The following is a 24,683-nucleotide window of genomic DNA, read 5'->3' on the forward strand; positions in this document are numbered from 1 at the left end:
GTTTAACGTGTCTCAAGGACTGGTAACAGCATCCTATATCGTTGCCGCCGTGCTCTTCATCCTCAGTCTCGCGGGACTGTCGAAGCAAGAAACGGCCAAACATGGCAACCTGTTCGGTATCGCGGGGATGGCCATAGCGCTTCTCGCGACCGTACTCAACCCGGAGACCAGTGGCGTGCACTGGATCATCCTGGCCATGATCATCGGTGGTGCCATCGGTGTGCGTCTGGCGCTCAAGGTCGAGATGACCGAGATGCCCGAGCTGGTGGCCATACTGCACAGCTTCGTGGGCATGGCGGCGGTGCTGGTGGGCTTCAACAGCTTCATCGATCTGCACCCCTCCGCGCCCGCTGAGGTAGTGGTCTCCGTCGGCTCCAACCTGGATGCAACCCTGGCCGCGGCCCGGGCGGCGTTCGAGCAGGCGGCCAGCGTCGCCCAGGTCGAGCACCTGTCCGGCGCCATGCTGAACATCCACCTGGTGGAAATCTTCCTCGGCGTCTTCATCGGTGCCGTGACCTTCACCGGCTCCATAGTGGCGTTCGGCAAACTGCGTGGCCTGATCTCTTCCAAGCCGCTGCAACTGCCCCATCGCCACAAGCTGAACCTGCTGGCCGTGGTGGTCTCCCTGGCGCTGATGATCCACTTCGTCAACGCCGGTGGCTCCACCTTCGCGCTGCTGCTGATGACCCTGATCGCCTTCGCCTTCGGCTGGCATCTGGTAGCCAGCATAGGTGGCGCCGACATGCCGGTCGTGGTCTCCATGCTGAACTCCTACTCCGGTTGGGCGGCGGCGGCGGCGGGCTTCATGCTCTCCAACGACCTGCTGATCGTGGTGGGTGCGCTGGTGGGTTCCTCCGGTGCGATCCTCTCCTACATCATGTGCAAGGCGATGAACCGCTCCTTCATCTCGGTGATCGCCGGTGGCTTCGGCTCCGACGGTGTCGCATCGACCGCCGATCAGGAGATGGGCGAGTACCGCGAGACCAACGCCGAAGATGTGGCCGACATGCTGAAGAACGCCAGCTCCGTCATCATCACCCCGGGCTACGGCATGGCGGTGGCGCAGGCGCAGTACCCGGTTGCCGAGATAACCCACAAGCTGCGTGAGCGCGGCGTCAAGGTGCGCTTCGGTATCCACCCGGTGGCCGGTCGTCTGCCTGGCCACATGAACGTGTTGCTGGCGGAAGCGAAAGTCCCGTATGACATAGTTCTGGAAATGGACGAGATCAACGACGACTTCAACGACACCGACGTGGTGCTGGTGATCGGTGCCAATGACACCGTCAACCCGGCCGCGATGGAAGATCCGGGCAGCCCGATCGCCGGCATGCCGGTGCTGGAAGTGTGGAAGGCGCAGAACGTCATCGGCTTCAAGCGCTCCATGAACACAGGTTACGCCGGGGTACAGAACCCGCTGTTCTTCAAGGAGAACACCCAGATGCTGTTTGGCGATGCCAAGGCCAGCGTCGAGGCCATCCTGAAGGCGCTGTAAGCCTTGACCGGATGAGACAAGAGGAGGCTTCGGCCTCCTTTTTTATTGCGATTTTTTCACGCCACGGAGCCAAGCCATTGATGGCAAAGGCACTGTCGGGTAGCGAGGTGGAGGGGGCAGGGACCCAGGCGGGCGGCGGGTCGTGATCGGGATCGCAATCCGGTGACGTTGCCCCTGCTGGAAGGCATAATGGCGGCGAAAAGCGAGCTGGCTCAATTTTATTTGAGTCCGGCGTCACTAAGATCAAATAAATTTACAGAGGGGAGGGCCTGCCAGGCTGGCGCCCTCCTCCCGTTCACCATCAGGGTGGATCCGATCCGATCATGCAGTATGTGCCCAGCGGCATAGCGAACCAGAGAAACCACAGATGAAAGCACAATGGACCGATTTCATAACCCTGCTCAAGCGTGAAGTGGTGCCGGCCCTTGGCTGCACCGAGCCCATGTCGGTGGCGCTGGCGGCGGCCAACTGCCGCAAGCTGCTGGGCCAGGTACCGACCCGCATCAGCATCTGGGTCAGTGGCAACCTGTTCAAGAACGGCATGGGGGTCGGCGTGCCCGGCACCGGCATGATAGGCCTGCCGGTCGCCGCCGCGGTCGGCATCACCGGGGGCAACCCGGACGCCGGACTGGAGGTGCTCAAGGGCCTCACCCCGGCCCAGGTGGAGGCCGCCAAGGCGCTGCTGCCCGTCATCCGGGTGGATGTGAAGGACGTGCCGGACGTGCTCTACGCCGAGGTATTGGCCGAGGCCGACGGTCACAGCGCCCGGGTGGTGATCTGCACCGATCACACCCGCATCGTGCTGCTGGAGAAGGATGGTGAGGTGCTGATGGAGCAGGCCAGCGCCCCCGGCGTGCAGATCCAGCCCGCCAAGTCCGACAAGCCCGGCATGACCTTGCGCGAGATAGTGGCGTTCGCCCTGGAGGTGCCGCTGGCCGAGATCGCGTTCATCCGCGAGGCGGCCAGCATGAACCAGGCGCTGGCGGACGAGGGGCTGCAGGGCTATGGCCTGAGCATCGGCAAGATCCTGACCGAACAGGTGGAGCGCAAGCTGCTGTCCGACGATCTGATGACGCTGGCCATGCGCCTGTCGTCGGCCGCGTCGGATGCGCGCATGGACGGCGCCATGCTGCCCGCCATGTCCAACTCGGGCTCGGGCAACCAGGGCATCGCTGCCACCATGCCGGTGGTGGCCGCCGCCCGCTTCCTCAAGGCCGACGAGGAGCAGCTGACCCGGGCGCTGGTGATGAGCCATCTGGTCGCCATCTACATCAAGATGTACCAGAACAAGCTGTCGGCCCTGTGCGCCGCCAGCACCGCCGCCATGGGCTCGGGGGCCGCCATCACCTGGCTGCTGGGGGGTCAGTTCGAGCAGATCAGTCACTGCATCAACAACATGATCGGCGATGTTTCCGGTATCATCTGCGACGGTGCGGGCAGCGCCTGCTCCATGAAGGTGTCGACCTCCACCTCGGCGGCGGTCAAGTCGTCGCTGATGGCGATCAACAACCTGCACGTGCCCCAGAGCGAGGGCATAGTCTCCGATGACGTGGATCAGACCATCGCCAATCTGGGGCGCCTCTCCAAGCGGGGGATGCTGGACACCGACATCGAGATCATCAACATCATGCGGGCCAAACAGCAGGGCAAGGGGAACTGATGACGAGGGTGGCGCAGGCCACCCTCGGTGTTTGCATGCATTGACGTCACCCCGGCATACCGGGGGACGGACCGCCACGATGCGGTCAGTTTCAGGGCGAGGCGCACGAGGCGCCCGTCCGTCAATCTCGGGCCTCGCCCGTTTATTTTTTGGGGAATATCATGACACTTAGCGTTATCGGTAATCTGGCCATCCTGGTCATGTTGTTGCTGTTTCTCTACCGGTTGCAGCAGACCCATGTCAGCTTCACCCGCCGGGTCTTCTCGGGGCTGGGGTTGGGCATCTTGTTCGGCGGAGCGCTGCAACTGCTGCACGGGGTCGGCTCCGAGGTACTGGTGCAGACCAATGACTATCTGGACATCGTCGGCAGCGGCTACGTGAAGCTGCTGCAGATGATCATAGTGCCGCTCATCATGGTCTCCATCATAGGCGCCATCCTCAAGCTGAGCGGCGGCAGCTCGCTCGGCAAGATCAGCGCCCTGACCATAGGGGTGCTGATCTTCACCACCATGATCGCCGCCGGGGCGGGCATACTGATGTCCAACCTGTTCGGCCTGACCGCCGAGGGGCTGGTCGCCGGCGCCGCCGAGACCGCCCGTGGCGCGGCCCTGCAGACCAGCCTCGGCAGTGTCGAGAGCATGTCCTTCGCCAAGATGGTGCTGGAGTTCATCCCGGCCAACCCCTTCCTCGACATGACGGGGGCGCGCAAGACCTCCACCATAGCCGTGGTGATCTTCTCCATCTTCATCGGCCTGTCCGCCACCGGCATCGCCCGCAAGAAACCGGAGATCTTCGCGAGCTTCGAACGCTTCATGCTGGTGGCCCACGCCATAGTGATGCGGATGGTGACCCTGGTGCTGCGCCTCACCCCCTATGGCGTGCTGGCGCTGATGGCCAAGGTGGTCTCCGGCTCCAACTACGCCGACATCATCAACCTGCTGAACTTCGTGCTGGCCTCCTACGGCGCCATCGCCATCATGTTTGGCGTGCACCTGCTGCTGGTGAGCCTGGTGGGCATCAACCCGGCCCGCTTCCTGAAGAAGATCATGCCGGTGCTGGCGTTCGCCTTCACCTCGCGCACCAGCGCGGGCTCGATCCCGATGAACGTGCAGACCCAGACCAAGGCGCTCGGCGTGCCTGAAGGGATCGCGAACTTCGCCGCCTCCTTCGGCGCCACCATAGGCCAGAACGGCTGCGCCGGCATCTACCCGGCCATGCTGGCGGTGATGATAGCCCCGACCGTCGGCGTCAACCCGATGGATCCCGGCTTCATCATGACGCTGATCGCCATCATCACCGTCAGCTCGTTCGGGGTGGCCGGGGTCGGTGGCGGCGCCACCTTCGCGGCGCTGATCGTGCTGTCGGCACTGGACTTCCCGGTGGCGCTGGCGGGCCTGCTCATCTCCATCGAGCCGCTCATCGACATGGGCCGCACCGCCCTCAACGTCTCCGGCTCCATCACTGCGGGCACCATCACCGGCCGCCTGATGGGGCAGACCGACATGGCGGTCTTCAACAGCGATGCCGAGGTCAGCCTGGACGGCGAAGAGTCTGCGGTCTGACCCATCCACGGGGGCCCGTTCCCAGCTAATAGATCAATCAGGGGAGGCGATGCCTCCCCTGTCGTAACAGGAGTCAAGCAATGCGTATTGTGATCATAGGTGGCGAAGCCGCCGGCATGAGTGCGGCCGCCAAGGCCCGCCGTCTGGCCAAGGATGCCGAGATTGTGGTGTATGAGGCCTCCGAGGTGATCTCCTTCGGGGCCTGCGGGCTGCCCTACTTCGTCGGCGACGACTTCCAGGAGCCCGGTTACATGGCCGAGTTCACCCCGGCGCAGTTCGCCGCCAAGGGGATCGAGGTCAAGACCGGTCACCGGGTGCTGGCGCTGGATGCCAAGAACCAGACCCTGAGGGTCGAGCACAACGGCGACAGCTTCAGCGACCATTACGATCGCCTGATGATCGCCACCGGCGCCCGCGAGCAGATGCCGCCGATCCCCGGCCTGCAGCAGGAGGGGGTGTTCGGTCTGCGCCGTCTGGCCGATGGCCTGGCGCTCAAGGCCGTGGTGCAGGATGGCAGCAAGCGCAAGGCCGTCGTCATCGGCTCCGGCTTCATCGGGCTGGAGGTGGTGGAGGCATTGGTGCATCAGGGCAAGGAGGTGCGCCTCATCGAGTTGGCGGAGCGGGTCATCCCCGATGCCTTCGATTCAGAGATCACTCTGCACATCGAGACCGAGCTACGCGAACAGGGCGTCTCTCTGCACCTGGGAGAGCGGGTGGAGGCGCTGCTGGGGGAGGGCAGGGTCAGTGGCGTGCGCACCGACCAGGGCTGCTACGAGGCCGATATAGTGGTGGTCTGCACCGGGGTCAGGCCCAACACCGAGTTTCTGGCCGATACCGGCATCAAACGACTGGCCAACGGCGCCATCGAGGTGGATCGGCAGGGCCGTAGCTCGCTGCCCAACGTCTGGTCGGCGGGGGACTGTGCCAGCGTCTGGCACAGCGTGAAGCAGCAACAGGTCTATGTGCCGCTCGCCACCATCGCCAACAAGCTGGGGCGCATGGTGGGTGAGAACCTGGCCGGTGCCGGCCAGGAATTCCCAGGCACGTTAGGCTCTGCGGCGCTCAAGGTGCTGGGGCTGGAGGCGGGCCGTACCGGCCTGTCCGAGCGGGAGGCGCAGGCGCTGGGCATCGACTATCGCACCGTGCTGATCAAGGACAAGTGCCACACCAACTACTGCCCGGGTCAGTCCGACATCCACGTCAAGCTGGTGTATGAGGCGGGCAGCAAGCGCCTGCTGGGGGGCCAGATCCTGGGGCGCAAAGGGGCCGTGCACCGCATCGACGCGCTGGTGGTGGCCATCACCATGGGGGTCACCACCGAGCAGCTCGGCATGCTGGACTTCGCCTACGCGCCGCCCTTCTCCCGCACCTGGGATGTGCTCAACGTAGCGGGCAATGTCGCCAAGTAGAGCAGGCATCCGGACGCAGCACTGGTCACGCCCGGATCGCGCCCATAAAAAAACCGATGCCTAGGCATCGGTTTTTTGTTCCGGTCTCACTCAGCCGCGGCCGAGGCGATTGTCCGGGTAGTTCTTGGCCAGCACCTCGCGGGCGTGCTGGGCCAGGGTCGGCATCTTCAGGGTATCGTAGGCGTTGACCATGATCTCCAGTGCCTTCTCGGTCTCGACGGTGTCGGGATAGGTCTCGACTACCATCTTGGCGCGGTTGGCGGCGGCGATCAGCGCATCACGCTTCACGTAATACTCGGCCACCCCCAGATCGTAGCGGGCGAGACGGGTCTTCAGGCCTATCATGCGGGCACGGGCATCGGCGGCGAAGCTGCTGTTGGGGTAGTTCTGCAGCAGTGTCTTGAAGTCCTGGAAGGCCTGACGGGCGTAGGAGGGGTCCTTGTCGTCCCGATCTATCCCCAGGAAGTCCTGGAAGAAGTTGTAATCCGCCGCCATGTTGGTCAGGCCACGCATGTAGAACACATAATCTATGTTCTTGTGGGCAGGATTGAGGCGGATGAACCGGTCGATATTGGCGATGGCCTGGGCGGTATCATCCTGTTTGTAGTAGGCGTAGATCAGGTCAAGCTGAACCTGACTGGAGTAGGCACCGAAGGGGTAGCGTGAGTCCAATGCTTCCAGTAACTCGATGGCATTCAGGTAGTTACCTGTATCCAGCTTGAGGCGAGCCTGTTGGTACAGGACTTCCGGCGGTTCGTCGGGAACCTTGGGTTTGGTGCTGGAACAGCCAGTGATCAGGGTAGCGATCAAGGCGAGCGACATCAGCAGGTGAGACTTCTTTCCCATCAACAACATCCGGTCCATTTCCACGAAATTGGCAAAGTATCCGTTATGCTTGGCTAAAAGAAAAGCTAGAATACCCGGATTATTTCGAATTGATACCCCCGCTCAAGAGACCATACATGAGCCAGCATATTGAACTGACAGGCGAATTTCAGGATCACCAATTCGGGCAGCGACTCGACCAGGCCCTGGCTGAATTGTTTCCAGACTACTCCAGAACCCGCATCAAGGAGTGGATTTTACAGGACAGAGTGACCCTGGACGGTCAGGTTGCCAACACCCCGCGCGAGAAAGTGCTGGCAGGGCAACAGGTACATGTAGATGTCGAGTTGGAAGATGACACCCGTTGGGATGCTCAGGATATCGAACTCAACATCATCTATGAAGATGAACACATCCTGGTGATCGACAAGCCGGCCGGCCTGGTGGTTCACCCGGGCGCCGGCACACCGGATGGCACCATCCTCAACGCCCTGCTGCACCGCTACCCCGGCATTGCCGAGGTACCCCGTGCCGGCATAGTGCACCGTCTGGATAAGGACACCACCGGTCTGATGGTGGTCGCCAAGACGGTACCGGCCCAGACCCATCTGGTGGAGGCGCTGCAGGCGCGCCAGATCACCCGTGAGTATGAAGCCATCGCCATCGGTCACATGACCGCAGGCGGCACCGTGGACGCCCCCATCGGCCGTCACCCGACCCAGCGTACCCACATGGCTGTGGTGCCCAATGGCCGTCCTTCCGTGACCCACTTCCGGGTACACGAGAAGTTCCGTGGCCACACCCGACTGCGTCTGCGGTTGGAGACGGGGCGTACCCACCAGATCCGCGTGCACATGGCTCATATCAAGCACCCACTGGTGGGGGATCCCGCCTACGGTGGCCGTATGCGCCTGCTGCGCAACGCGACTCCGGAGCTGACCCAGGCGCTGCGCGGCTTCCACCGCCAGGCGCTGCATGCCACCATGCTGAAGCTGGCGCACCCCATCACCGGCGAAGTCATGGAGTGGCACTCTGCCACGCCGCAAGACATGCTGGATCTGATGGAAGTGTTGCGTGCCGATACCCTGGCCAACCCGGACGATCTGGTCTGGGGCTGATCGATCGAGGCCTGCGTCGGCTTCTGCCGTAACCAGGCCCGGATAGCAGGCCAAACGGGGCTCCTTAGCTGATGACAGATAAGGAGCCCCTTTTTTATTTGTTGAAAATGAAGGAGAGAAGATGAAGTGGATCGTACCTGACTGGCCGGCCCCGGCCTCAGTGCGGGCGTTGTCGACCACCCGGGATGGCGGTGTCAGCGAGGGGGTCTTTCGCGGCCTGAACCTGGGGGCCCATGTGGGCGACGAGGCGGCCAGGGTCGAGGCCAACCGCGCCGCCTTGCAGCAGGCGGCCGGGATCCCGGGTCGGCTCAACTGGCTCGATCAGGTACACGGCACCCTAGTCCACCCGGTCAGCAACGCGATCGGCGCCACGCCGCAGGCCGATGCGGCCTGCGCCCACGAGGCCGGCCTGGCCTGCATAGTGATGACTGCCGACTGTCTGCCGGTGTTGCTCTGCGACCGGGCAGGCACCCGGGTGGCCGCCGCTCACGCCGGCTGGCGCGGGCTGCAGGGTGGCGCGCTGGAGGCCAGCATCGCGGCCATGGGTTGCGATCCAGCCGATATTCTCGCCTGGCTTGGGCCGGCCATAGGCCCCCGGGCGTTCGAGGTGGGGGGCGAGGTGCGCGACGCCTTCCTGGCCGAGCAGGCCGAGGCGGCCGCCGCCTTCGTGCCCTCTGCCAACGAGGGCAAGTGGCTGGCGGACATCTACCAGCTGGCCCGGCTGCGGCTGGCCCGCGCCGGGGTGAGCGCCGTCTATGGCGGTGAGCACTGCACCTTCAGCGACGGCGAGCGGTTCTACTCCTATCGCCGCGACGGCCAGACCGGCCGCATGGCCTCGATCATCTGGCTAGCGGACTGAATCGGGGCGTCCTCGATGCCTGTTTCTGCCGTGATGGCCGGATCGATCTGATGGCCGCCCCGCGCCGGCGGGCTGAGTGAGCCGTGCCGCCCTTGCCGGGTAGGGGCGGCTCCCTCTGATCCCCATGTTGAGGGAAAAATAAACAGCCCTTCCCCTTGAAATCGCGGCCCTTGACCTCATCTTCCTTGTCAGAAAGTTCTGTTGTTGCCGCCCAGGGCGGCGTCTGTTTCAAAGGGGGGAGTGCAATGCGCCTCGATCGCCTGACCAGTAAATTCCAAGTAGCTATCTCCGATGCCCAGTCACTCGCACTGGGTCGTGATCATCAATTTATCGAACCCGCGCACCTGATGACCGCCCTGGTCAACCAGGATGGCGGTTCTATTCGTCCGCTCTTGACCCTGTGCGGGATGGACATCAATGCCCTGCGCTCGCGCCTCGGCGAGGAGCTCGACCGCCTGCCCAGAGTGAGCGGCGTCGAGGGGGACGTGCAGCTCTCCAATGGCCTGGGCCGGCTGCTCAACGTCTGCGACAAGCTGGCCCAGCAGCGCAAGGATCAGTTCATCTCGTCCGAACTTTTCGTGCTGGCGGCCCTCGACGAGAAGGGCAACCTGGGGGAGCTGCTGCGCGCCCAGGGCCTGACCAAGGAGAAACTCGAGCAGGCCATCGACAAGGTCCGTGGCGGCAAGAAGATCGATGACGCCAACGCCGAGGAGAACCGTCAGGCGCTGGAGAAGTACACCGTCGATCTCACCGAGCGGGCCGAACTCGGCAAGCTCGATCCCGTCATCGGGCGGGATGAAGAGATCCGCCGCACCATCCAGGTGCTGCAGCGCCGTACCAAGAACAACCCCGTGCTGATTGGGGCCCCCGGTGTCGGCAAGACCGCCATCGTCGAGGGGCTGGCCCAGCGCATCATCAACGGCGAGGTGCCGGAAGGGCTCAAGAACAAGCGGGTGCTCTCCCTGGACATGGGGGCCCTGGTGGCCGGTGCCAAGTATCGCGGCGAGTTCGAGGAGCGGCTGAAAGCCGTGCTCAGCGATCTCGCCAAGGAGGAGGGCAACGTCATCCTCTTCGTCGACGAGCTGCACACCATGGTCGGCGCCGGCAAGGGCGAGGGAGCCATGGACGCGGGTAACATGCTCAAACCGGCCCTGGCGCGCGGTGAGCTGCACTGCGTCGGTGCCACCACCCTGGATGAATATCGCCAGTACGTGGAAAAAGATGCCGCCCTGGAGCGCCGCTTCCAGAAGGTGCTGGTGGAGGAGCCCTCGGTGGAGGACACCATCGCTATACTGCGTGGCCTGAAGGAACGTTATGAGCTGCACCACCACGTGCAGATCACGGATCCGGCCATAGTCGCGGCGGCCCAGCTATCGCACCGCTACATCGCCGATCGCCAGCTGCCGGACAAGGCCATCGACCTGATCGACGAGGCGGCGGCCAGCATCCGGCTGCAGATCGACTCCAAGCCGGAATCCCTGGATCGGCTGGAGCGGCGCATCATCCAGCTCAAACTGGAGCAGCAGGCGCTGCTGAAAGAGGATGACGACGCCAGCCGCAAGCGGCTCGATCTGCTCAATCAGGAGCTGAGTGAGAAGGAGCGTGAATACAACGAGCTGGAAGAAGTGTGGAAGGCCGAGAAGGCGGCGCTGGCCGGTACCCAGCACATCAAGGCCGCGCTGGAGCAGGCCCGTCAGGATCTCGAGGTGGCACGCCGCGCGGGGGATCTGGCCCGCATGTCCGAGCTGCAGTACGGCCGCATCCCCGAGCTGGAGAAGCAGCTCGATCTCGCCACCCAGGCCGAGATGCAGGAGACCAGCCTGCTGCGCAACCGGGTCACCGACGTGGAGATCGCTGATGTACTGGCGCGCTGGACCGGCATCCCGGTGGCGCGGATGCTGGAAGGGGAGCGGGACAAGCTGCTGCGGATGGAAGATCAGTTGCACAGCCGGGTGATCGGCCAGGAAGAGGCGGTGGAAGCCGTCTCCAACGCCATTCGCCGCTCCCGGGCCGGGCTGTCCGATCCGAACCGCCCCATCGGCTCCTTCCTGTTCCTCGGCCCGACCGGGGTGGGCAAGACCGAGCTGTGCAAGGCGCTGGCCGAGTTCCTGTTCGATACCCAGGACGCCATGGTGCGCATCGACATGTCCGAGTTCATGGAGAAGCACAGCGTGGCGCGGCTGGTGGGGGCGCCTCCCGGCTATGTGGGCTACGAGGAGGGGGGTTACCTGACCGAGGCGGTACGCCGTCGCCCCTACTCGGTGATCCTGCTGGACGAGGTGGAGAAGGCGCACCCGGATGTGTTCAACATCCTGCTGCAGGTGCTGGACGATGGTCGTCTGACCGATGGTCAGGGCCGTACCGTCGATTTCCGCAATACGGTGGTGATCATGACCTCCAACCTCGGCTCGGATCTGATCCAGGAGCACTATGCCGAGAAGGACTATGAGGAGATGAAGGCCCTGTTGATGGAGCTGCTGACCCGCAGCTTCCGACCGGAGTTCATCAACCGGATCGACGAGACTGTGGTGTTCCACCCGCTCGGCGAGGATCACATCAAGTCCATCGCCCGCATTCAGCTCAAGAGCCTGATGGGCCGTCTGGAGTCCCAGGGCTTCGAAGTGGAGGTGAGCGAGGAGCTGCTGACCAAGCTGGTGCATGCCGGTTTCGATCCCGTCTACGGGGCGCGTCCCCTCAAGCGGGCGATCCAGCAGAAGGTGGAGAACCCGCTGGCCCAGGCGCTGCTCAGCGGTCGGGTCATCCCCGGCAAGAAATTGCTGCTGGGGGCTGACAGCAGCGGCCTCACCATGACCCAGTGATGGGGTTATCGATCAAGACGCAGGCTTCGTGCCTGCGTTTTGCTTTCAAGGAGATAGCATGCTGAAGTTTTCGGTGTTGGTGGATGACGAGGTGCACAGCCCAGGTTGTCTGCCGGAGCGAGGGCTGTCGATGGTGCTGGAGTGCGATGGCCTCAAGGTGCTGTTCGATAGCGGCAGAGGGCGGGCCTTGCGCCATAACGCCGAGGTGATGGGCATGGATCTCGGCTCCCTCACCCACGTCGTGCTGTCCCACGGTCATTACGACCATGTGGGTGGCATCGGCTCCCTGCCTGTTTACCCCGATCCCATCCCGCTGATCGCCTGCCCGGATGTGTTCAATGAGCGCGGCTACTTCCTGCCGCTGCTGTCCCGGCGCTACAACCTCTACCGCCTCTCGGGCGAGCTGGATCCGCCGCAACTGGCGGCCAGGGGACTGATCCCCCACTGCTCGGCCGAGCCGGTCTGGCTATCCGAGCGGCTGGTATTCCTGGGCTCCATACTGCGGCGCGATCGGGCCGCCCCCTCCCTGCTCGGCTATATGCTGCGTGGCGGCCGAGTGGAGAAGGATCTCATCAGCGATGACTCGGCGCTGGCCTACAAGGGTGAGCAGGGCCTTATCATCTTCATCGGCTGCGGTCATGCCGGGGTCGAGAACATAGTGCAGCGGGCCAAGGAAGTGTGCGGTGACGAGCGGATCCAGGCCGTCATCGGCGGCCTGCACCTCAAGTTTTCCGGTCCGCGGCGGGCGGAGGCGCTGGGACTCTATCTGCAACGGGAAGGGGTGGACAGTCTGTTCGCCTGCCACTGCACCGGCAAGCGGAAGGCCGGGCTGCCGGGGCAGACCCAGATCGGGGCGGGCTTTGAACATGTGTTCCGGCCATAAAAAAAGCGGCAATCCGAGGATTGCCGAGAGGAATGTATTCGATGCGACCTGACGTGGGTTGAGCGGGCCGCAGGGGCAAGCCCCGGTTTCGAAGAGAACCGCAAACCGCGGTCACCCTCCTTACAGCCTGCCCGGGATGCGCTCTCCATCCCGGGTGGCCACACTTCGCGTTGCACCCGACCGATCTGCTGCCTGAGCAGCCTCCAGCCAGGTGCAAGGTATCAATCTGCTTACAACATGCCCGGTACAGCGGCCTTCATCTCGGCCGACCAGACGCCGACCTGGACCTGACCTATGTGCTCCTTTTGCAGCAGCAACATGGCCAGACGGGATTGGCCTATGCCGCCCCCTATGGTCTGCGGCATCTCTCCTGCCAGCAGTGCCTGGTGCCAGTCGTACTGCAGGCGATCCTCATCCCCTGTGGTGGCGAGCTGGCGACGCAGCGCCTCGGCATCGACCCGGATCCCCATGGAGGAGATCTCGAAGCTGTCTTCCAGCACCGGGTTCCACACCAGGATGTCGCCGTTCAGCCCCGCCAGACCCTGGCCGAGATCGTTCTCGCTGCTCCAGTCGTCGTAGTCCGGGGCACGCACGTCGTGGCGCTCGCCGTGGGACAGGGCGCCGCCGATGCCGATGAGGAACACGGCCCCCAGCTCCTTGGCGATGGCGCGCTCACGGCCCTTGGCATCCAGATCCGGGTAACGGCTCAGCAGCTCTTCGCTGTGCAGGAACTGGATCTCGCTCGGCAGGAAGGGGGTCAGCTCGTGCTCTGCACAGACGGCGCGCTCGGTGGCCTTGATGGCGGCCCAGATGCCGCGCACCGTCTCCTGCAGGTAGGCCAGATCCCGGCGCTCGCTCGGCATCACCTTCTCCCAGTCCCACTGATCCACATAGACGGAGTGGATGGGGGTGAGCCTGTCTTCGTCCGGGCGCAGCGCCTTCATGTGGGTGTAGATGCCTTCACCCGGGCCGAAGCCGAAGCGGCCAAGGGTCTGGCGCTTCCATTTGGCCAGGGAGTGCACCACCTCGTAGCTGTGCTCCGGCAGGGTCTTCACCTTGACCTGCACCGCATGCTCACAGCCGGAGAGGTTGTCCTGAGTGCCATCACCGACCCGGCTCAGTATGGGGGCTTGCACCTCCATCAGACCGAGCTGCTGGGCGAGCTGGCGGGAGAACATCTCTTTGACGAAGCTGATCTGTTGTTGGCTGCGAATGTAGTGCTGTTTCATGGGAAATACCTGTTTCAAACCCGTTGGATGTAGCGATTCTTCAACAGATGGCGTACTAAATTCAATATTCGACAATAGAAATAGGCTTTACGTATTTTTTTGTTCAAAATGTTCGGGGTATTACTGAGATATCGTTAACGGGAGTGCAAAAAAGTGCCAGAAAATTATCGGATCGATAATCTCGATCAGGCCATCCTCACCGCCCTGATGGACAATGCGCGCATTCCTTATGCCGAGCTGGCCAAACAGCTGCTGGTCAGCCCGGGCACCATCCATGTGCGGGTGGAGAAGATGAAGCAGGCGGGGATCATCGAGGGCACCAGGGTGCAGGTGAATGCGAAGAAGCTGGGCTACGACGTCTGCTGCTTCATCGGCATCAATCTCAAGAGTGCGAAAGATTACCCCTCGGCGCTGGCCAAGCTGCAGGCGCTGGACGAGGTGGTGGAGGCCTATTACACCACGGGCCACTACAGCATCTTCATGAAGGTGATGACCCGCTCCATCGACGAGCTGCAGACGGTGCTGATCCACAAGATCCAGACCATAGACGAGATCCAGTCCACCGAGACCCTGATCTCGTTGCAGAACCCTATCCTGCGGGATGTTAAACCCTGATCACCTCTGTGGCCGAGGATCAGGGTTCGAGATAGGGGATGCCGTATCTGTCGTAGAGGGCCTTGAGGCGACCGTCCTGCTTCATGCGCAGCAGTTCGGCGTCGTAGGCCGCCATCAGGGCCGGGGTCTGCTCATCGGCGCGGGCCTTGCACCAGACATGGTAGTAGGGGTTGGTCTTGAGCGGCTTCGGCAGGTAGCCGAGTTTGTCTTCCAGGTGCTCCTTCCTGATCTGGCCGAAGGCGGTCACCAGTGACATGGGCACCAGATCGATGCGGCCGGCGACCAGCTTGCGCAGCTGCAACTGGTTGAGGGGGATCTGCTGGAAGTGGTAGTCGGGATCCTGCTCGGCGGCGCTCAGCTCAGGGGTGTAGGCGTAATCCTTGGTGATGCCGATGCGCCAGGGCTTGAGGTCTGCCAGGGTCTCGTAGTGGATCTTGTCCAGGTCGGCCTTGCGCGCGAAGAAGTGCCAGCTGTGGCGGATATGGGCCTGTTTGGGGTAGATCAGATAGCTCTCCCGCTCCGGTTTGTGGGAGAGGCTCATCAACAGATCATACTCACCCATCTTGGCGTTGCGGGTGAGCCTGGCCCCCGAATCGGTCAGCTCTATCCTGATGGGCACCTTGAGGGCGCCGAAGATGGCGGTCACCAGATCCACATCCAGGCCATAGGGCCTGGCGGCGGCATCCAGCGACTTCAGCGGTGCTTCCAGGGTGCCGCCGATGACCAGCTCCTTGGCCGACAGCCAACAGGGCAGCAACAGGCAGAGCAGAAGCAAGCTGCGCAAATCACATCTCCTACGCATGGGGCGGGTTCACCTGCATTTGGGTATATTGGCCGGCAGATAGGCAACAGAGGCGACCCCGGATGGCAAATCCTGAAGTAGAAAGTGAACTGGACCTGATCGACAAATGTTCGGTCTGTCTCTATCGTCTCGGCTTGAGTCTGGCAGCTTTGCTGCTGTTGTGTCGAGGGGGGAGCCTGCTGATCGGGCAGGATTTTTTACCTCAACGCCTCTGGCTGACGGCGCTGGTGGTGGCGAGCGGCCTGTGCGGGTTCTGCCTGCACATCTATGACAAGCGAGTCCGTTTCCTGCTGCAGGGATTGGGCTGGGGCGGGTTGATGCTGGCGGCCTGCGGCGCACCTGATGCGCTGGTGCTGGGGGCCGGGCTGGCAACGCTCTCCGGCTTGGCGTTCAAGGAGCAGTTCTGCTTCGCCATCCCCGGCATCAAGGCGGTGCCCCTGTTGCTGCCGCTGCTATGGCTGCTGGAGTGGATCCGGCTCGACTGGGCCGCCGCCCTGGTGGCCCTGACGTGCGGCCTGCTGCTCTGTCTGCTCAGCCTGGCCAAGTGGCGGATGCCCCTGCACTTCGATATCGGTGACAGGGGGCGCTATCAGCTCTAGGTGGCCTGACAGCTCTTCATCTGCCGGTTGAGTGCCTGCAGCACCAGTGGGCGGCTGATGATGCCGATCACCTTGCCTTGCTGCAACACGGGGTAGATCTTGGGCTTGGAGCCCGTCATCTGGCGCGCGAGATCCAGGATGCTGTCATCCGGTGCGACCGAGAGCGGCGTGTGGCTCATCAGATCCTCCACCCGGGTGCGGCTGTCACAGTGATAGCTGCCGGTGAGCAGGCTGGGAATGCAGTCCTGCTCGGAGAGAAAACCGATCAGCTGCTGGCGCTCGTCGAGCACCGGCAGCCCGCTCAATCCGGCCTGGTGCAAGCGGTCCAGCGCCTCGGCCAGGCCGAGTTGGGGGCTGAGTGAGTGGGTCAGGCGCTGCATATGATCGCGAACTTGTAGCATGATGGTGGCTCCATAAGATTCAATGAGGCCACTATGCCCTTGCCCCCGACGACGCGGCCAATGGGTTCTGCCTCGGGCATTGATAGGCAAATGACAGCAGCATCATCTTGCCCGAGAAAGGTTGGCCAGGATGGTTAATGACACAAGGAGAGGCTATGCGTGCATTGGTGACGGGCTGTGGCCGCCGACTGGGTTTCTACCTGTGCGAGCAACTGGTGGCTGCGGGTTGGCAGGTGACGGGCAGTTATCGCAGCGAGCGCCCCGAGCTGGCCCATCTGCGGGCCTTGGGGGTGGAGTTGGTGCAGGCGGACTTTGCGCAGGCAGCGGAGGTCGAGCGGATGATCGGGGCGATCAGCGCCCATGACGATCTGGCGCTGATCATCCACAATGCCTCGGCGTTTGAACCAGAGGCCAGCGAGCCGGCGGCGCAGCTCGCCCAGTTCGAGCTGTTCTACCGGGTGCACATGGCGGCGCCATTCCAGCTCAACCGCGCGCTGGCGCCCCGGCTGGCCCGCCATGACAACGCCAGCATCATCCACATCACCGATATCTATATTCATGCCCCTGCGCCGCAGTTTGCCGCCTATGTGGCCACCAAGGCGGGGGCTCATTCGCTCGCCATGAGCTTTGCCCGCGAGCTGGCCCCGGCCGTGCGGGTCAACACCATAGAGCCGGGCCCCATAATGTTTCTCGATGAACACGGCGACGCCTGGCGCCAGCAGGTGCTGTCCAGGACGCCGCTGGCCAGGGAGGGGGGCCTTGAGCCCATCTGGCAGGCGGTCACACTGCTGATGACCAATGACTATATGACGGGGGCCAGTATCAGAGTGGACGGTGGCCGGGCCCTGGCCGTCATCTAGGCGCTCAGGCTAGTGATGACGGGTGGCGACATGGCGGGGATCGGCGTCCGGGTGGACGATGACCTGGCCCTGCTCACGCTCTGGTTGCCAGAGATCGACGGGGGCCTGACCAAAGCGCTGCTCCACAAACACCTTGCTGCTGTGCAGGCGCAGCACCACCTTGGGATCCTGCACCTGACCGCCGCCATGGCACTCGGCCAGCAACTCGCAAAGGTAGGCATCCACCTGGCTGCCGGCGAAGTCCGCCACCGGGCCGCTGGCCAGGATGTCGATATCCAGCGGTCGGTCCGTCACCTTGCAGTGGGGATTGCTGCGATCCCGGCCGTGGGCCAGCTCCATGCTGACGAATTCGGCCTTCAGTTGGGGCGGCGACAGCTCGCTCTCGACGATGAACAGACAGTTGAGGAAGTCGTGGCGCGAGCGCATGCCCACCGGCTTGGTCTGGATCACCGAACTCAGGCGCAGGTGACCGAAGCGCGCCAGCAGCTCCCCCACGGCCAGGCTGACGTGATGGGCGGGGTCAAGATTTGAGCCAATACTGCACAGGTAGAACATGCTTGCCATTCCTTTGGTTGGTCTCGTCTGAAATATATACGCAGCTCACGGTTATCAGATTTACTATGAATTAACATAGTTTTATCTGTTGTGATCCAACTCTGATTGGCAGAAAGGAGGTTTGCATGAGTGTTGAGCTGAAATGGGCGCTGTTGACCGCCTCCGGGGCCCTGGCAGTGATCCTGATCATCTGTGTGGCATCCGTCGGACTGGCGTGAGCGCCGTCCCCGCATTGCATCAAACCGGCCACTCGGCCGGTTTTGCTTTTTGATGCAGTGCGGATATGCTGGGCCCCCCATGAAGAGTCGAGACAGCACAAGATGACCAAGGTACGCCCCCGTTCCCTGCTACAGGTGGTATTGATGGGCTTCGTCCTGGTCCTGATGCCCCTGGGGGGCATGATCTGGCACGACAGCCAGGCCTTATCTCACCTGAGTCAGCTGACCAGTGACGAGCTGGAGCGGGCGGTGCGCGATACCCGCCGGGCGACCCTGCTCACGACCCAGGCCGTCGATCTGGAGCGCACCCTGCGGCGTTACGCGGTGCTGGGGGATGATCGCATCCTCGCCAGCTACCAGCAGCAGCTGGCGAACTACCGCGAGCTGCTCGCCACCCATCAGCAATCCATCCCGGATGTGGCCGCCTATGCCGGCCTCGAGACCTCGCTGGCCTGGCTGGATGACTTGCAGGACTTGCGCAAGGCGAAGAGCGATGCGACCAGCCCCAAGTTCGATCAATTCAACCAGCTCAGCCAGCAACTGGAGGTGATCACCCGCAGCCAGGTCGATGAACACGTGGTGCGCATGCGAACCGCCATCGCCGATCTGAGGACCGAGATCTGGTGGGCCAGCGGCTTCGTGGCCGTGCTGAGTCTGCTGCTGGTGCTGCTGTTTACCTATCTGATCATCCACCCGGTACGTCAGATTGAGTCGCGGATCCTGAGCCTGGGGGCCGGCGTGGAGCCGGACAAGCGCCCGGTCGACGGCCCGGCCGAACTGGTGCTGCTGGGGGAGCGGATCGGCTGGTTGCACGATAGGCTTAAAGAGCTGGAGCAACAGAAGTATCAGTTCCTGCGCCACGTCTCCCACGAGCTGAAGACGCCGCTCGCGGTGCTGCGGGAGGGGGCGGATCTGCTGTCAGAACAGCTGGTGGGTCCGCTCAACCCGGATCAGCAGGAGATCTGCCAGATGCTGGAGGAGAACAGCCGCCGGCTGCAGACCCTGATCGAGCGGCTGCTCGACTTCAACCGCCTCAGCCAGCAGGAGGTCTTCAGCCTGACGCCGGTGCCGTTGACCCCCTTGCTGAATGAACTGTTGACAGAATACCGGTTGGCACTGGAATCCAAACAAATCAGTGTACACTTGCCGGCCGAGCCCATCAGCCTGCAGGCCGAACCCTATCGCCTGCGACTCATCCTCGATAACCTGTTCTCCAACGCGGTCAGCTATGGCGCCAAGGGCGGCCAGATCTGGATCCGGGCGGGGGCAGACGCCAGCGGTGGCTGGCTGGAGGTGGCCAACGAAGGGCCCGTCATCCCGCAGGCCGAGCAGGAGCGGATCTTCGAGCCGTTCGAGCAGGGCAGCACGGTGCGGCAAGGACTGCTGAAGGGGTCTGGCATGGGCCTCTCCATCGCCCGCGAGTCGGCGATGAGCCTGGGGGGAGAGCTTAAATTGATTGAAGATGAACAGGCTGATGTCTGTTTCCGGTTGGATCTGAAGTGAAGTTCAAAATGAAACGATTTGTTGTTCCCGCATTGATGATGAGCCTGCTCTCGGGTTGTTCCCTGCTGCCGTCGTCCAGTCTGACGGCGCCGTCGGAGCAGGCCCTCGCCAAGCGGATGGAATTTGCCAATAAAGAGATGCAGGTCCGCCTGCAATACTCGGACTGGCTGCTGGCCAGCCACCCTCAGCAACGGGTGCAGGAGCGCCAGCGCCTGACCGGTGCCACCGACCTCGAGAGCCGGGTCAACCTGGCCATGGTCAACACCCATCCCTCCGAGTCGGTGGCGAGCCGCCGGGCCGGGCTGGATCAGCTCAAGTCCCTGCTGCCCGAACTCGGCCTGGACGCCCAGGCCTTCCTGCGCAGCTGGATTGCCCTCGGCGAGGAGCTGCTGGCCCGTGACAGCCGCCGCGACGATCAGAGTCAGGAGGTGCAGCGCCTGCGTCGCCAGATCGAGCAGCTCAGCGCCATCGATGAGCAGCTGAACCAGCGCAAACTCAATGGCGGGACCCAGCCATGAGCCGCATCCTGCTGGTCGATGACGACGCCAGCCTGCTCAAGCTGATGAGTATGCGGCTGCGCAGCCAGGGCTATGAGGTGGATACCGCCGACAGCGCCGAAGGGGCGCTGGACAGGCTGCGCCAGCAGCGCGCCGATCTGGTGCTGAGCGACTTGCGGATGGGGGGCATGGATGGACTGGCGCTGTTCGAGCGGATCCAGTCCCAGTGGCTCGGCATGCCGGTCATCATCATGACCGCCCACGGCACCATTCCCGACGCCATTCAGGCGACCCGCTCCGGGGTGTTCAGCTTTCTCACCAAGCCCATCGACAAGGATGAGCTGCTCGCCACCATAGAGCATGCCCTCAGCCTGACCCGACCGAAGCAGCAGCGGGAGTGGCAGTCCCTTATCCAGACCCGCAATCCGCAGATGGAGCAGTTGCTGATCCAGGCGAGCAGCATCGCCACCATGGAGGTGCCTGTGTTGATCCTGGGCCCTTCCGGCTCCGGCAAGGGGGTGATGACCCAGGCCTTGCACCAGGCCAGCAACCGCCACGACAAGCCGCTGCACGCCATCAACTGTGCGGCCCTGCCCTGGCCAGCGCTGGATCTGCAGCTGTTCGGGGAAGATGGTCAGTCCGGTCTGTTCGCCCAGGCCAAGGGCGCGACCCTGTTCCTGGATGAGATTGGCAACCTGTCCGAGTCACTGCAGGCCAAGCTGCTACAGGTGCTGGCGGAGTATGGCCAGGGCACCCCCGAGGTGCGGGTCATCAGCTCAAGCCACCAGGATCTGGTCACGGCGATGGAGGAGGGGCGCTTTCGGGAGGATCTCTTCTACCGGCTCAACGTGGCCAACATCACCCTGCCGCCCCTCAGCGCCCGCAGCGAGGACATCCCGTTGCTGGCCCGTCAGGCGCTGGATGAATACCGCAGCCGCCACGACAGCTGCGCCGCGCTCGGCTTCTCGCCGGAGGCGCTGGCCCTGCTGGCGGCGGCGGCCTGGCCCGGCAACGTACGCCAGCTCTATGGGGTGGTGGAACAGCTCGCCAGCCTCTGCTGCAGCCCGGTGATCGGGGCCGCCATGGTCGAGTCGGCCCTGAGTGGCGGGGTGGGTGGCATCCCCTCGTTCAACGAGGCGCGTGCCGAGTTCGAGAAGGAGTACCTGATCCGCCTGCTGCGCACCACAGAGGGCAACGTGACCCTGGCGGCCAATATGGCGGGCCGCAACCGTACCGATTTCTACAAGCTATTGAATCGACACGGTATTGAGGCGGCGAACTTCAAGTCGAAGGGGTAACGTCAGGCGCTTTGGCCACGCGGGTCGTGGCCTGGGTACGGCGTGACAGCCAGAGCCCGCTCGCCTTCATCGGATAACCGGGCGGAACGCCGATCACCAGGCACCGGGCCAGGATCAGGCCGGATCGACCACGTTAGATGTGACCTGGGTGTGGCGTGACAGCCAGAGGCCGCGCGCCTTCATCGGATAACCGGGCGGAACGCCGATCACTAGGCGTCGGGCCAGGATCAGGCCGGATCGACCACGCTGCTCGTGGCCTGGGCCTTCTGGGTTTTGTGGGAGAGCCAGAGGCCGCTCGCCTTCATCAGATAGCCGAAAAGGGCGCCGATCACCAGAGATGGCAAGATAAGGCGCCACTCCCCGGCCGCCCCGAAGGTGGCGCAGCAACCGGCGAAGGTGCCGGGAATGTAGCCGAGCCACTGCTGCTTGGCCTGGGCGCACATCAGGGTCGCCACCACCCCCGTCATCAGATAGCCCGCCATGCCGGCCCCCCACCAGCTCTCCCCGTGGATCAGCACCAGTGCCCACAGCATGCCGCTGGCATTGCACAGCAGGGTCTGCAGCAGCGCCTTGTAGCCGCCGCTTGAGGCGAAGTAGCTGGTGCAACCGAGGAAGCCGACCCAGGAGATGAGGCCGAGGGCGGCGGCCAGTCCGCCCCAGACGGCGGAGAGGATTCCGGTCGTGATGGCGATGGCGATCAATGGGCTCATGGCATGACTCTCAGTGGTTGAATCCGGAAAAGGAGGCAGCCTACCCTTCGGCTGAGAGGCGGCAAGCAGGGGCCGGATTGTGTGTGATCTGAGTCACCTTTTTCAACTCGGGAATACGCTTGCGCTCGCGAAAAAAATTCATTGGTGGCTTCTTGGGGGCTGCACCATAGTTAGAGGCCCTGTCCTGCTCATGGAGTGAGTCTGATGGTGCCAAACGTGATCGTTCCTCTGCTGGTGTTCATAGTGCTGTTTCTGGCCGGTACCATGGCCAAGGCACTGCCTCTGTATCAGATGATGTAAAGCTGTGAAATAAAACCTCGCCGGGGCCGGTCTAATGAATGTCGTCTCATAGCCCCGGGAGTTTTTCATGTTTATCAAGCACTCGAACCCTCTTCACCCCACCGAGCGGGATGTCACCCCGGAAGCCGTCTATCAGGATCGCCGCCTCATCCTCAAGGGATTGGGGCTGGGCACCGCCAGCCTGGCCTTCCCGGTCAAGGCCAGTCTGCTCGATCTCTTCTCCAGCGAGACCCCGGCCCCGGCCGCCGCCACCAAGGCCATCCAGTACAAGGCCGCGACCCGGCCTGAGGGGCTGACCCTGACCCCGCTGGAGAAGGCGACCAGCCACAACAACTTCTACGAGCTGGGGACCGACAAGGGGGATCCGGCCCGCAATGCTCACTATCTCAAACCCGAGCCCTGGACGCTGAAGGTGGAGGGGGAGGTGGCCAAGCCCTTCACCCTGGACGTGTGGGATCTCATCAACAAGCGCGAGCTGGAGGAGCGGATCTACCGGCTGCGCTGCGTGGAGGCCTGGTCCATGGTGCTGCCCTGGAGCGGCATTCCCCTTGCGGAGATAATCCGCCGCGCCGAGCCGACCAGCCGCGCCAAGTTCGTGGCGTTCGAGACGCTCTATGATCCGGCGCAGTTGCCGGGGCAGGCGTCCAGCGGCCTGGGGGGCGGCATCGATTATCCCTATGTGGAGGGGCTGCGGATGGACGAGGCGATGCACCCGCTCTCCTTCCTGGCGATGGGGCTCTACGGCAAGACGCTGCCCGCCCAGAACGGGGCGCCGATCCGGCTGGTGGTACCCTGGAAGTACGGCTTCAAGAGCATCAAGAGCATCGTCTCCATCCGCTTGGTGGAAGAGATGCCCCCCACCACCTGGAATCTGCTGGCACCGAACGAATATGGCTTCTACGCCAACGTCAATCCGCAGGTGGATCACCCGCGCTGGAGCCAGGCCAGCGAACGCTTCATCGGGGAGGGCAGCATCTTCGGCGCCAAGCGCCAGCCCACCCTGCTGTTCAACGGCTACGGTGACGAGGTGGCCTCCCTCTATCAGGGCATGGATCTGCGCAAATGGTACTGACACCGAGACTGACCGGCCGTCACATCGGCCTGCTGCGGGCCCTGGTGCATCTGGCGTCCCTTGGCTTCTTGCTCTGGCTGGGCTATGCGGTGCCGGCCGGCTTGCTGGGAGGGGATCCGGTGCAGGGGCTGACCCATTACCTCGGCAAGGGCGCCCTGCACCTGCTGCTGCTGACCCTGCTGATCTCGCCGCTCGCCAAACGCTGGCGGCAGGGGCAGCTCGTCAAGCTGCGCCGGCCACTCGGACTCTGGTGTGCGGCCTGGGCAGTATTGCACTTCATGGTGTGGCTGGGGCTGGATCTGCAGTTCGACTGGAGGCTCATCGGCGGCGAGCTGGTGAAGCGCAGCTACATCATGGTGGGGGCGGTGGCGCTGCTGCTGCTGCTGGCCCTGAGCATCACCTCGATCCCGGCCCTGCTGCGGGCCATGGGCCCGAGCTGGCAGCGGCTGCACAACTGGATCTATGCGGTGGCCCTGCTGGTACCGGTGCATTACTGGTGGTCGGTCAAGAGCGGTTGGCAGGAGCCGCTCATCTATCTGCTGCTGGCCTGCGCCCTGTTGGTGCCACGGCGCGAGAAGTTGCTGCGTCCTTGGCGCCAGCGCCAGAGGCTGCGGCAACGCCAGAAACTGGAGGAGGCGTGATCCCCTCCCCCCATCCAGACGCACATAGCAAAAGAGGCCTAATCGGCCTCTTTCTGTTGGGTGATCTTGCCGCTGTGGGCATCGACGCTGAGTCGCACCTTCTGCTCCCTGGCGTCCAGGGTACTGACGTCAAATGTGTCACCTTCCAGCTCGACTTCCCGAATGTCGTGGTACCCTTGTGCCAGCAGCAGCTTGACCAGGGCAGGCATGTCGAGACGCGTCTGGGCCGCCCAGCCAAGGGTGGAAAAGAGGCAAAGGATCAGCAGGATACTGCGTGGGATCATATTCATTCCGGATTCATGGCTGGCACACTATAAACGGCATTATGTTAGGTTTTGGGAGATGAATCATCCATGAATAGAGCCCTGTCCCTGCTTGGGCTGTTGCTGCCGGCACTGGTGCAGGCGGCCCAGCCGAACGAGGCCCTGCTGCAACAGGCGGTCAGCGAGGGGCGGATCAGACCTTTTCATGAGCTGATGGAGGTCGCCTCCCGCCTGCCGGTGCGCGTGCTGCGCGTCGATCTGGGGGAGGAGAATGGCGTCTGGCTCTATGAGCTTCGGCTCATCGACAGCGAAAACAGCGTCATCAAGGTGGGCTACCGCGCCGACAATCTGGAGATGGTGTGGCTCAAGGGCCACCATCTGGAACGCCTGTTCGAGCCCCGCCCCCCATTGGAAGAAGAGTGACCCCGAGACCGTCTTGCAAAGCTGCCGCCGGACAGGGTAGGCGATGCGGCGTCGGCGCCGCGACTCGCCG

General features: G+C 63.4%; 25 protein-coding genes. 18 read left to right on the forward strand and 7 right to left on the reverse strand.

Features of this window, described 5'->3' with window-relative positions; all coding sequences use genetic code 11:
• Positions 1-7: 7 nt before the first annotated feature.
• From pntB to EL255_RS00990, 4 genes are all read left to right on the forward strand, one after another.
• Positions 8-1,492 (forward strand): Re/Si-specific NAD(P)(+) transhydrogenase subunit beta, encoded by a 1,485-nt coding sequence (gene pntB, locus EL255_RS00975; RefSeq protein WP_042654361.1) that lies wholly within the window; start codon positions 8-10, stop codon positions 1,490-1,492.
• A gap of 367 nt (positions 1,493-1,859) precedes the next feature.
• Positions 1,860-3,152, forward strand: coding sequence for an L-cysteine desulfidase family protein (locus EL255_RS00980; protein WP_042654360.1), 1,293 nt, complete (start codon positions 1,860-1,862; stop codon positions 3,150-3,152).
• Positions 3,153-3,313: 161 nt separating this feature from the next.
• Positions 3,314-4,714, forward strand: coding sequence for an L-cystine transporter (locus tag EL255_RS00985; protein ID WP_042654359.1), 1,401 nt, complete (start codon positions 3,314-3,316; stop codon positions 4,712-4,714).
• Positions 4,715-4,794: 80 nt separating this feature from the next.
• Complete coding sequence (locus EL255_RS00990) at positions 4,795-6,123, forward strand: CoA-disulfide reductase (RefSeq protein WP_042654358.1); 1,329 nt, start codon at positions 4,795-4,797, stop codon at positions 6,121-6,123.
• 90 nt (positions 6,124-6,213) lie between these two features.
• On the opposite strand, the gene EL255_RS00995 is transcribed toward EL255_RS00990, so the two are convergent.
• Positions 6,214-6,969, reverse strand: a complete 756-nt coding sequence (locus tag EL255_RS00995) for an outer membrane protein assembly factor BamD (RefSeq protein ID WP_042654471.1) — start codon at positions 6,967-6,969, stop codon at positions 6,214-6,216.
• A gap of 116 nt (positions 6,970-7,085) precedes the next feature.
• On the opposite strand from EL255_RS00995, the gene rluD reads away from it, so the two are divergent.
• From rluD to EL255_RS01015, 4 genes are all read left to right on the forward strand, one after another.
• Entirely contained in the window at positions 7,086-8,066 is a 981-nt protein-coding gene (gene rluD, locus EL255_RS01000; protein WP_042654357.1) for a 23S rRNA pseudouridine(1911/1915/1917) synthase RluD, read from the forward strand.
• Positions 8,067-8,187: 121 nt separating this feature from the next.
• Positions 8,188-8,925, forward strand: a complete 738-nt coding sequence (pgeF, locus tag EL255_RS01005; RefSeq protein ID WP_042654356.1) for a peptidoglycan editing factor PgeF — start codon at positions 8,188-8,190, stop codon at positions 8,923-8,925.
• Positions 8,926-9,170: 245 nt separating this feature from the next.
• On the forward strand, positions 9,171-11,744 hold the full coding sequence (gene clpB / locus EL255_RS01010) for an ATP-dependent chaperone ClpB (protein ID WP_042654355.1): 2,574 nt from the start codon (positions 9,171-9,173) through the stop codon (positions 11,742-11,744).
• A 58-nt stretch (positions 11,745-11,802) separates the two neighbouring features.
• Positions 11,803-12,627: an MBL fold metallo-hydrolase gene (locus EL255_RS01015; RefSeq protein WP_042654354.1), complete on the forward strand. Its 825-nt coding sequence runs from the start codon at positions 11,803-11,805 to the stop codon at positions 12,625-12,627.
• Positions 12,628-12,857: 230 nt separating this feature from the next.
• Here EL255_RS01015 and asnA read toward each other — a convergent pair whose 3' ends face one another.
• Positions 12,858-13,856, reverse strand: a complete 999-nt coding sequence (asnA, locus tag EL255_RS01020; protein WP_042654353.1) for an aspartate--ammonia ligase — start codon at positions 13,854-13,856, stop codon at positions 12,858-12,860.
• 153 nt (positions 13,857-14,009) lie between these two features.
• Between asnA and asnC the strand changes: the two genes are divergently transcribed.
• Positions 14,010-14,471: a transcriptional regulator AsnC gene (asnC, locus tag EL255_RS01025; RefSeq protein WP_042654352.1), complete on the forward strand. Its 462-nt coding sequence runs from the start codon at positions 14,010-14,012 to the stop codon at positions 14,469-14,471.
• 19 nt (positions 14,472-14,490) lie between these two features.
• Here asnC and EL255_RS01030 read toward each other — a convergent pair whose 3' ends face one another.
• The gene (locus EL255_RS01030) at positions 14,491-15,255 is read right to left on the reverse strand and encodes a substrate-binding periplasmic protein (protein WP_042654351.1); all 765 of its coding nucleotides are present in this window, start codon (positions 15,253-15,255) and stop codon (positions 14,491-14,493) included.
• Positions 15,256-15,335: 80 nt separating this feature from the next.
• Between EL255_RS01030 and EL255_RS01035 the strand changes: the two genes are divergently transcribed.
• Positions 15,336-15,872, forward strand: a complete 537-nt coding sequence (locus tag EL255_RS01035; protein WP_042654350.1) for a DUF2301 domain-containing membrane protein — start codon at positions 15,336-15,338, stop codon at positions 15,870-15,872.
• Here the strand turns inward: EL255_RS01035 and EL255_RS01040 are convergent.
• Entirely contained in the window at positions 15,869-16,273 is a 405-nt protein-coding gene (locus EL255_RS01040) for a CBS domain-containing protein (protein ID WP_042654349.1), read from the reverse strand. The two genes, EL255_RS01035 and EL255_RS01040, sit on opposite strands and share 4 nt — an antisense overlap.
• Before the next feature lie 155 nt (positions 16,274-16,428).
• Here EL255_RS01040 and EL255_RS01045 point away from each other — a divergent pair, with 155 nt between their 5' ends.
• Positions 16,429-17,133 carry an SDR family oxidoreductase gene (locus tag EL255_RS01045; RefSeq protein WP_042654348.1) on the forward strand — a complete coding sequence of 235 codons (705 nt, stop codon included), beginning with the start codon at positions 16,429-16,431 and terminating at the stop codon, positions 17,131-17,133.
• A 9-nt stretch (positions 17,134-17,142) separates the two neighbouring features.
• Here the strand turns inward: EL255_RS01045 and EL255_RS01050 are convergent, their stop codons facing one another.
• Complete coding sequence (locus EL255_RS01050; RefSeq protein WP_042654347.1) at positions 17,143-17,688, reverse strand: 2-amino-4-hydroxy-6-hydroxymethyldihydropteridine diphosphokinase; 546 nt, start codon at positions 17,686-17,688, stop codon at positions 17,143-17,145.
• A gap of 125 nt (positions 17,689-17,813) precedes the next feature.
• Here EL255_RS01050 and cydH point away from each other — a divergent pair, with 125 nt between their 5' ends.
• The 4 genes from cydH to EL255_RS01070 all read left to right on the forward strand — a co-directional run bounded on the left by cydH (position 17,814) and on the right by EL255_RS01070 (position 21,204).
• Positions 17,814-17,906, forward strand: a complete 93-nt coding sequence (cydH, locus tag EL255_RS01055) for a cytochrome bd-I oxidase subunit CydH (protein WP_126623226.1) — start codon at positions 17,814-17,816, stop codon at positions 17,904-17,906.
• Positions 17,907-18,008: 102 nt separating this feature from the next.
• On the forward strand, positions 18,009-19,409 hold the full coding sequence (locus EL255_RS01060) for a sensor histidine kinase (RefSeq protein WP_042654346.1): 1,401 nt from the start codon (positions 18,009-18,011) through the stop codon (positions 19,407-19,409).
• 8 nt (positions 19,410-19,417) lie between these two features.
• Entirely contained in the window at positions 19,418-19,927 is a 510-nt protein-coding gene (locus tag EL255_RS01065) for a hypothetical protein (protein WP_042654345.1), read from the forward strand.
• On the forward strand, positions 19,924-21,204 hold the full coding sequence (locus EL255_RS01070; RefSeq protein ID WP_042654344.1) for a sigma 54-interacting transcriptional regulator: 1,281 nt from the start codon (positions 19,924-19,926) through the stop codon (positions 21,202-21,204). Before EL255_RS01065 ends, EL255_RS01070 begins: the two co-directional genes overlap by 4 nt.
• A gap of 227 nt (positions 21,205-21,431) precedes the next feature.
• On the opposite strand, the gene EL255_RS01075 is transcribed toward EL255_RS01070, so the two are convergent.
• Entirely contained in the window at positions 21,432-21,914 is a 483-nt protein-coding gene (locus EL255_RS01075) for a DUF1097 domain-containing protein (RefSeq protein ID WP_042654343.1), read from the reverse strand.
• A gap of 367 nt (positions 21,915-22,281) precedes the next feature.
• Here EL255_RS01075 and msrP point away from each other — a divergent pair, with 367 nt between their 5' ends.
• Positions 22,282-23,286, forward strand: a complete 1,005-nt coding sequence (gene msrP / locus EL255_RS01085) for a protein-methionine-sulfoxide reductase catalytic subunit MsrP (protein WP_042654342.1) — start codon at positions 22,282-22,284, stop codon at positions 23,284-23,286.
• On the forward strand, positions 23,283-23,927 hold the full coding sequence (gene msrQ, locus EL255_RS01090; RefSeq protein ID WP_126623445.1) for a protein-methionine-sulfoxide reductase heme-binding subunit MsrQ: 645 nt from the start codon (positions 23,283-23,285) through the stop codon (positions 23,925-23,927). The genes msrP and msrQ overlap by 4 nt, the downstream gene beginning before the upstream one ends.
• 38 nt (positions 23,928-23,965) lie before the next feature.
• Here the strand turns inward: msrQ and EL255_RS01095 are convergent, their stop codons facing one another.
• On the reverse strand, positions 23,966-24,217 hold the full coding sequence (locus EL255_RS01095) for a PepSY domain-containing protein (protein ID WP_042654340.1): 252 nt from the start codon (positions 24,215-24,217) through the stop codon (positions 23,966-23,968).
• A gap of 63 nt (positions 24,218-24,280) precedes the next feature.
• Between EL255_RS01095 and EL255_RS01100 the strand changes: the two genes are divergently transcribed.
• A complete protein-coding gene (locus EL255_RS01100) occupies positions 24,281-24,613 on the forward strand; it encodes a PepSY domain-containing protein (protein ID WP_042654339.1) in 333 nt (110 codons plus the stop codon).
• Positions 24,614-24,683 lie beyond the last annotated feature (70 nt).

The organism is Aeromonas encheleia (assembly GCF_900637545.1).
In the GTDB taxonomy this organism is placed as follows: Bacteria; Pseudomonadota; Gammaproteobacteria; order Enterobacterales; family Aeromonadaceae; genus Aeromonas; species Aeromonas encheleia.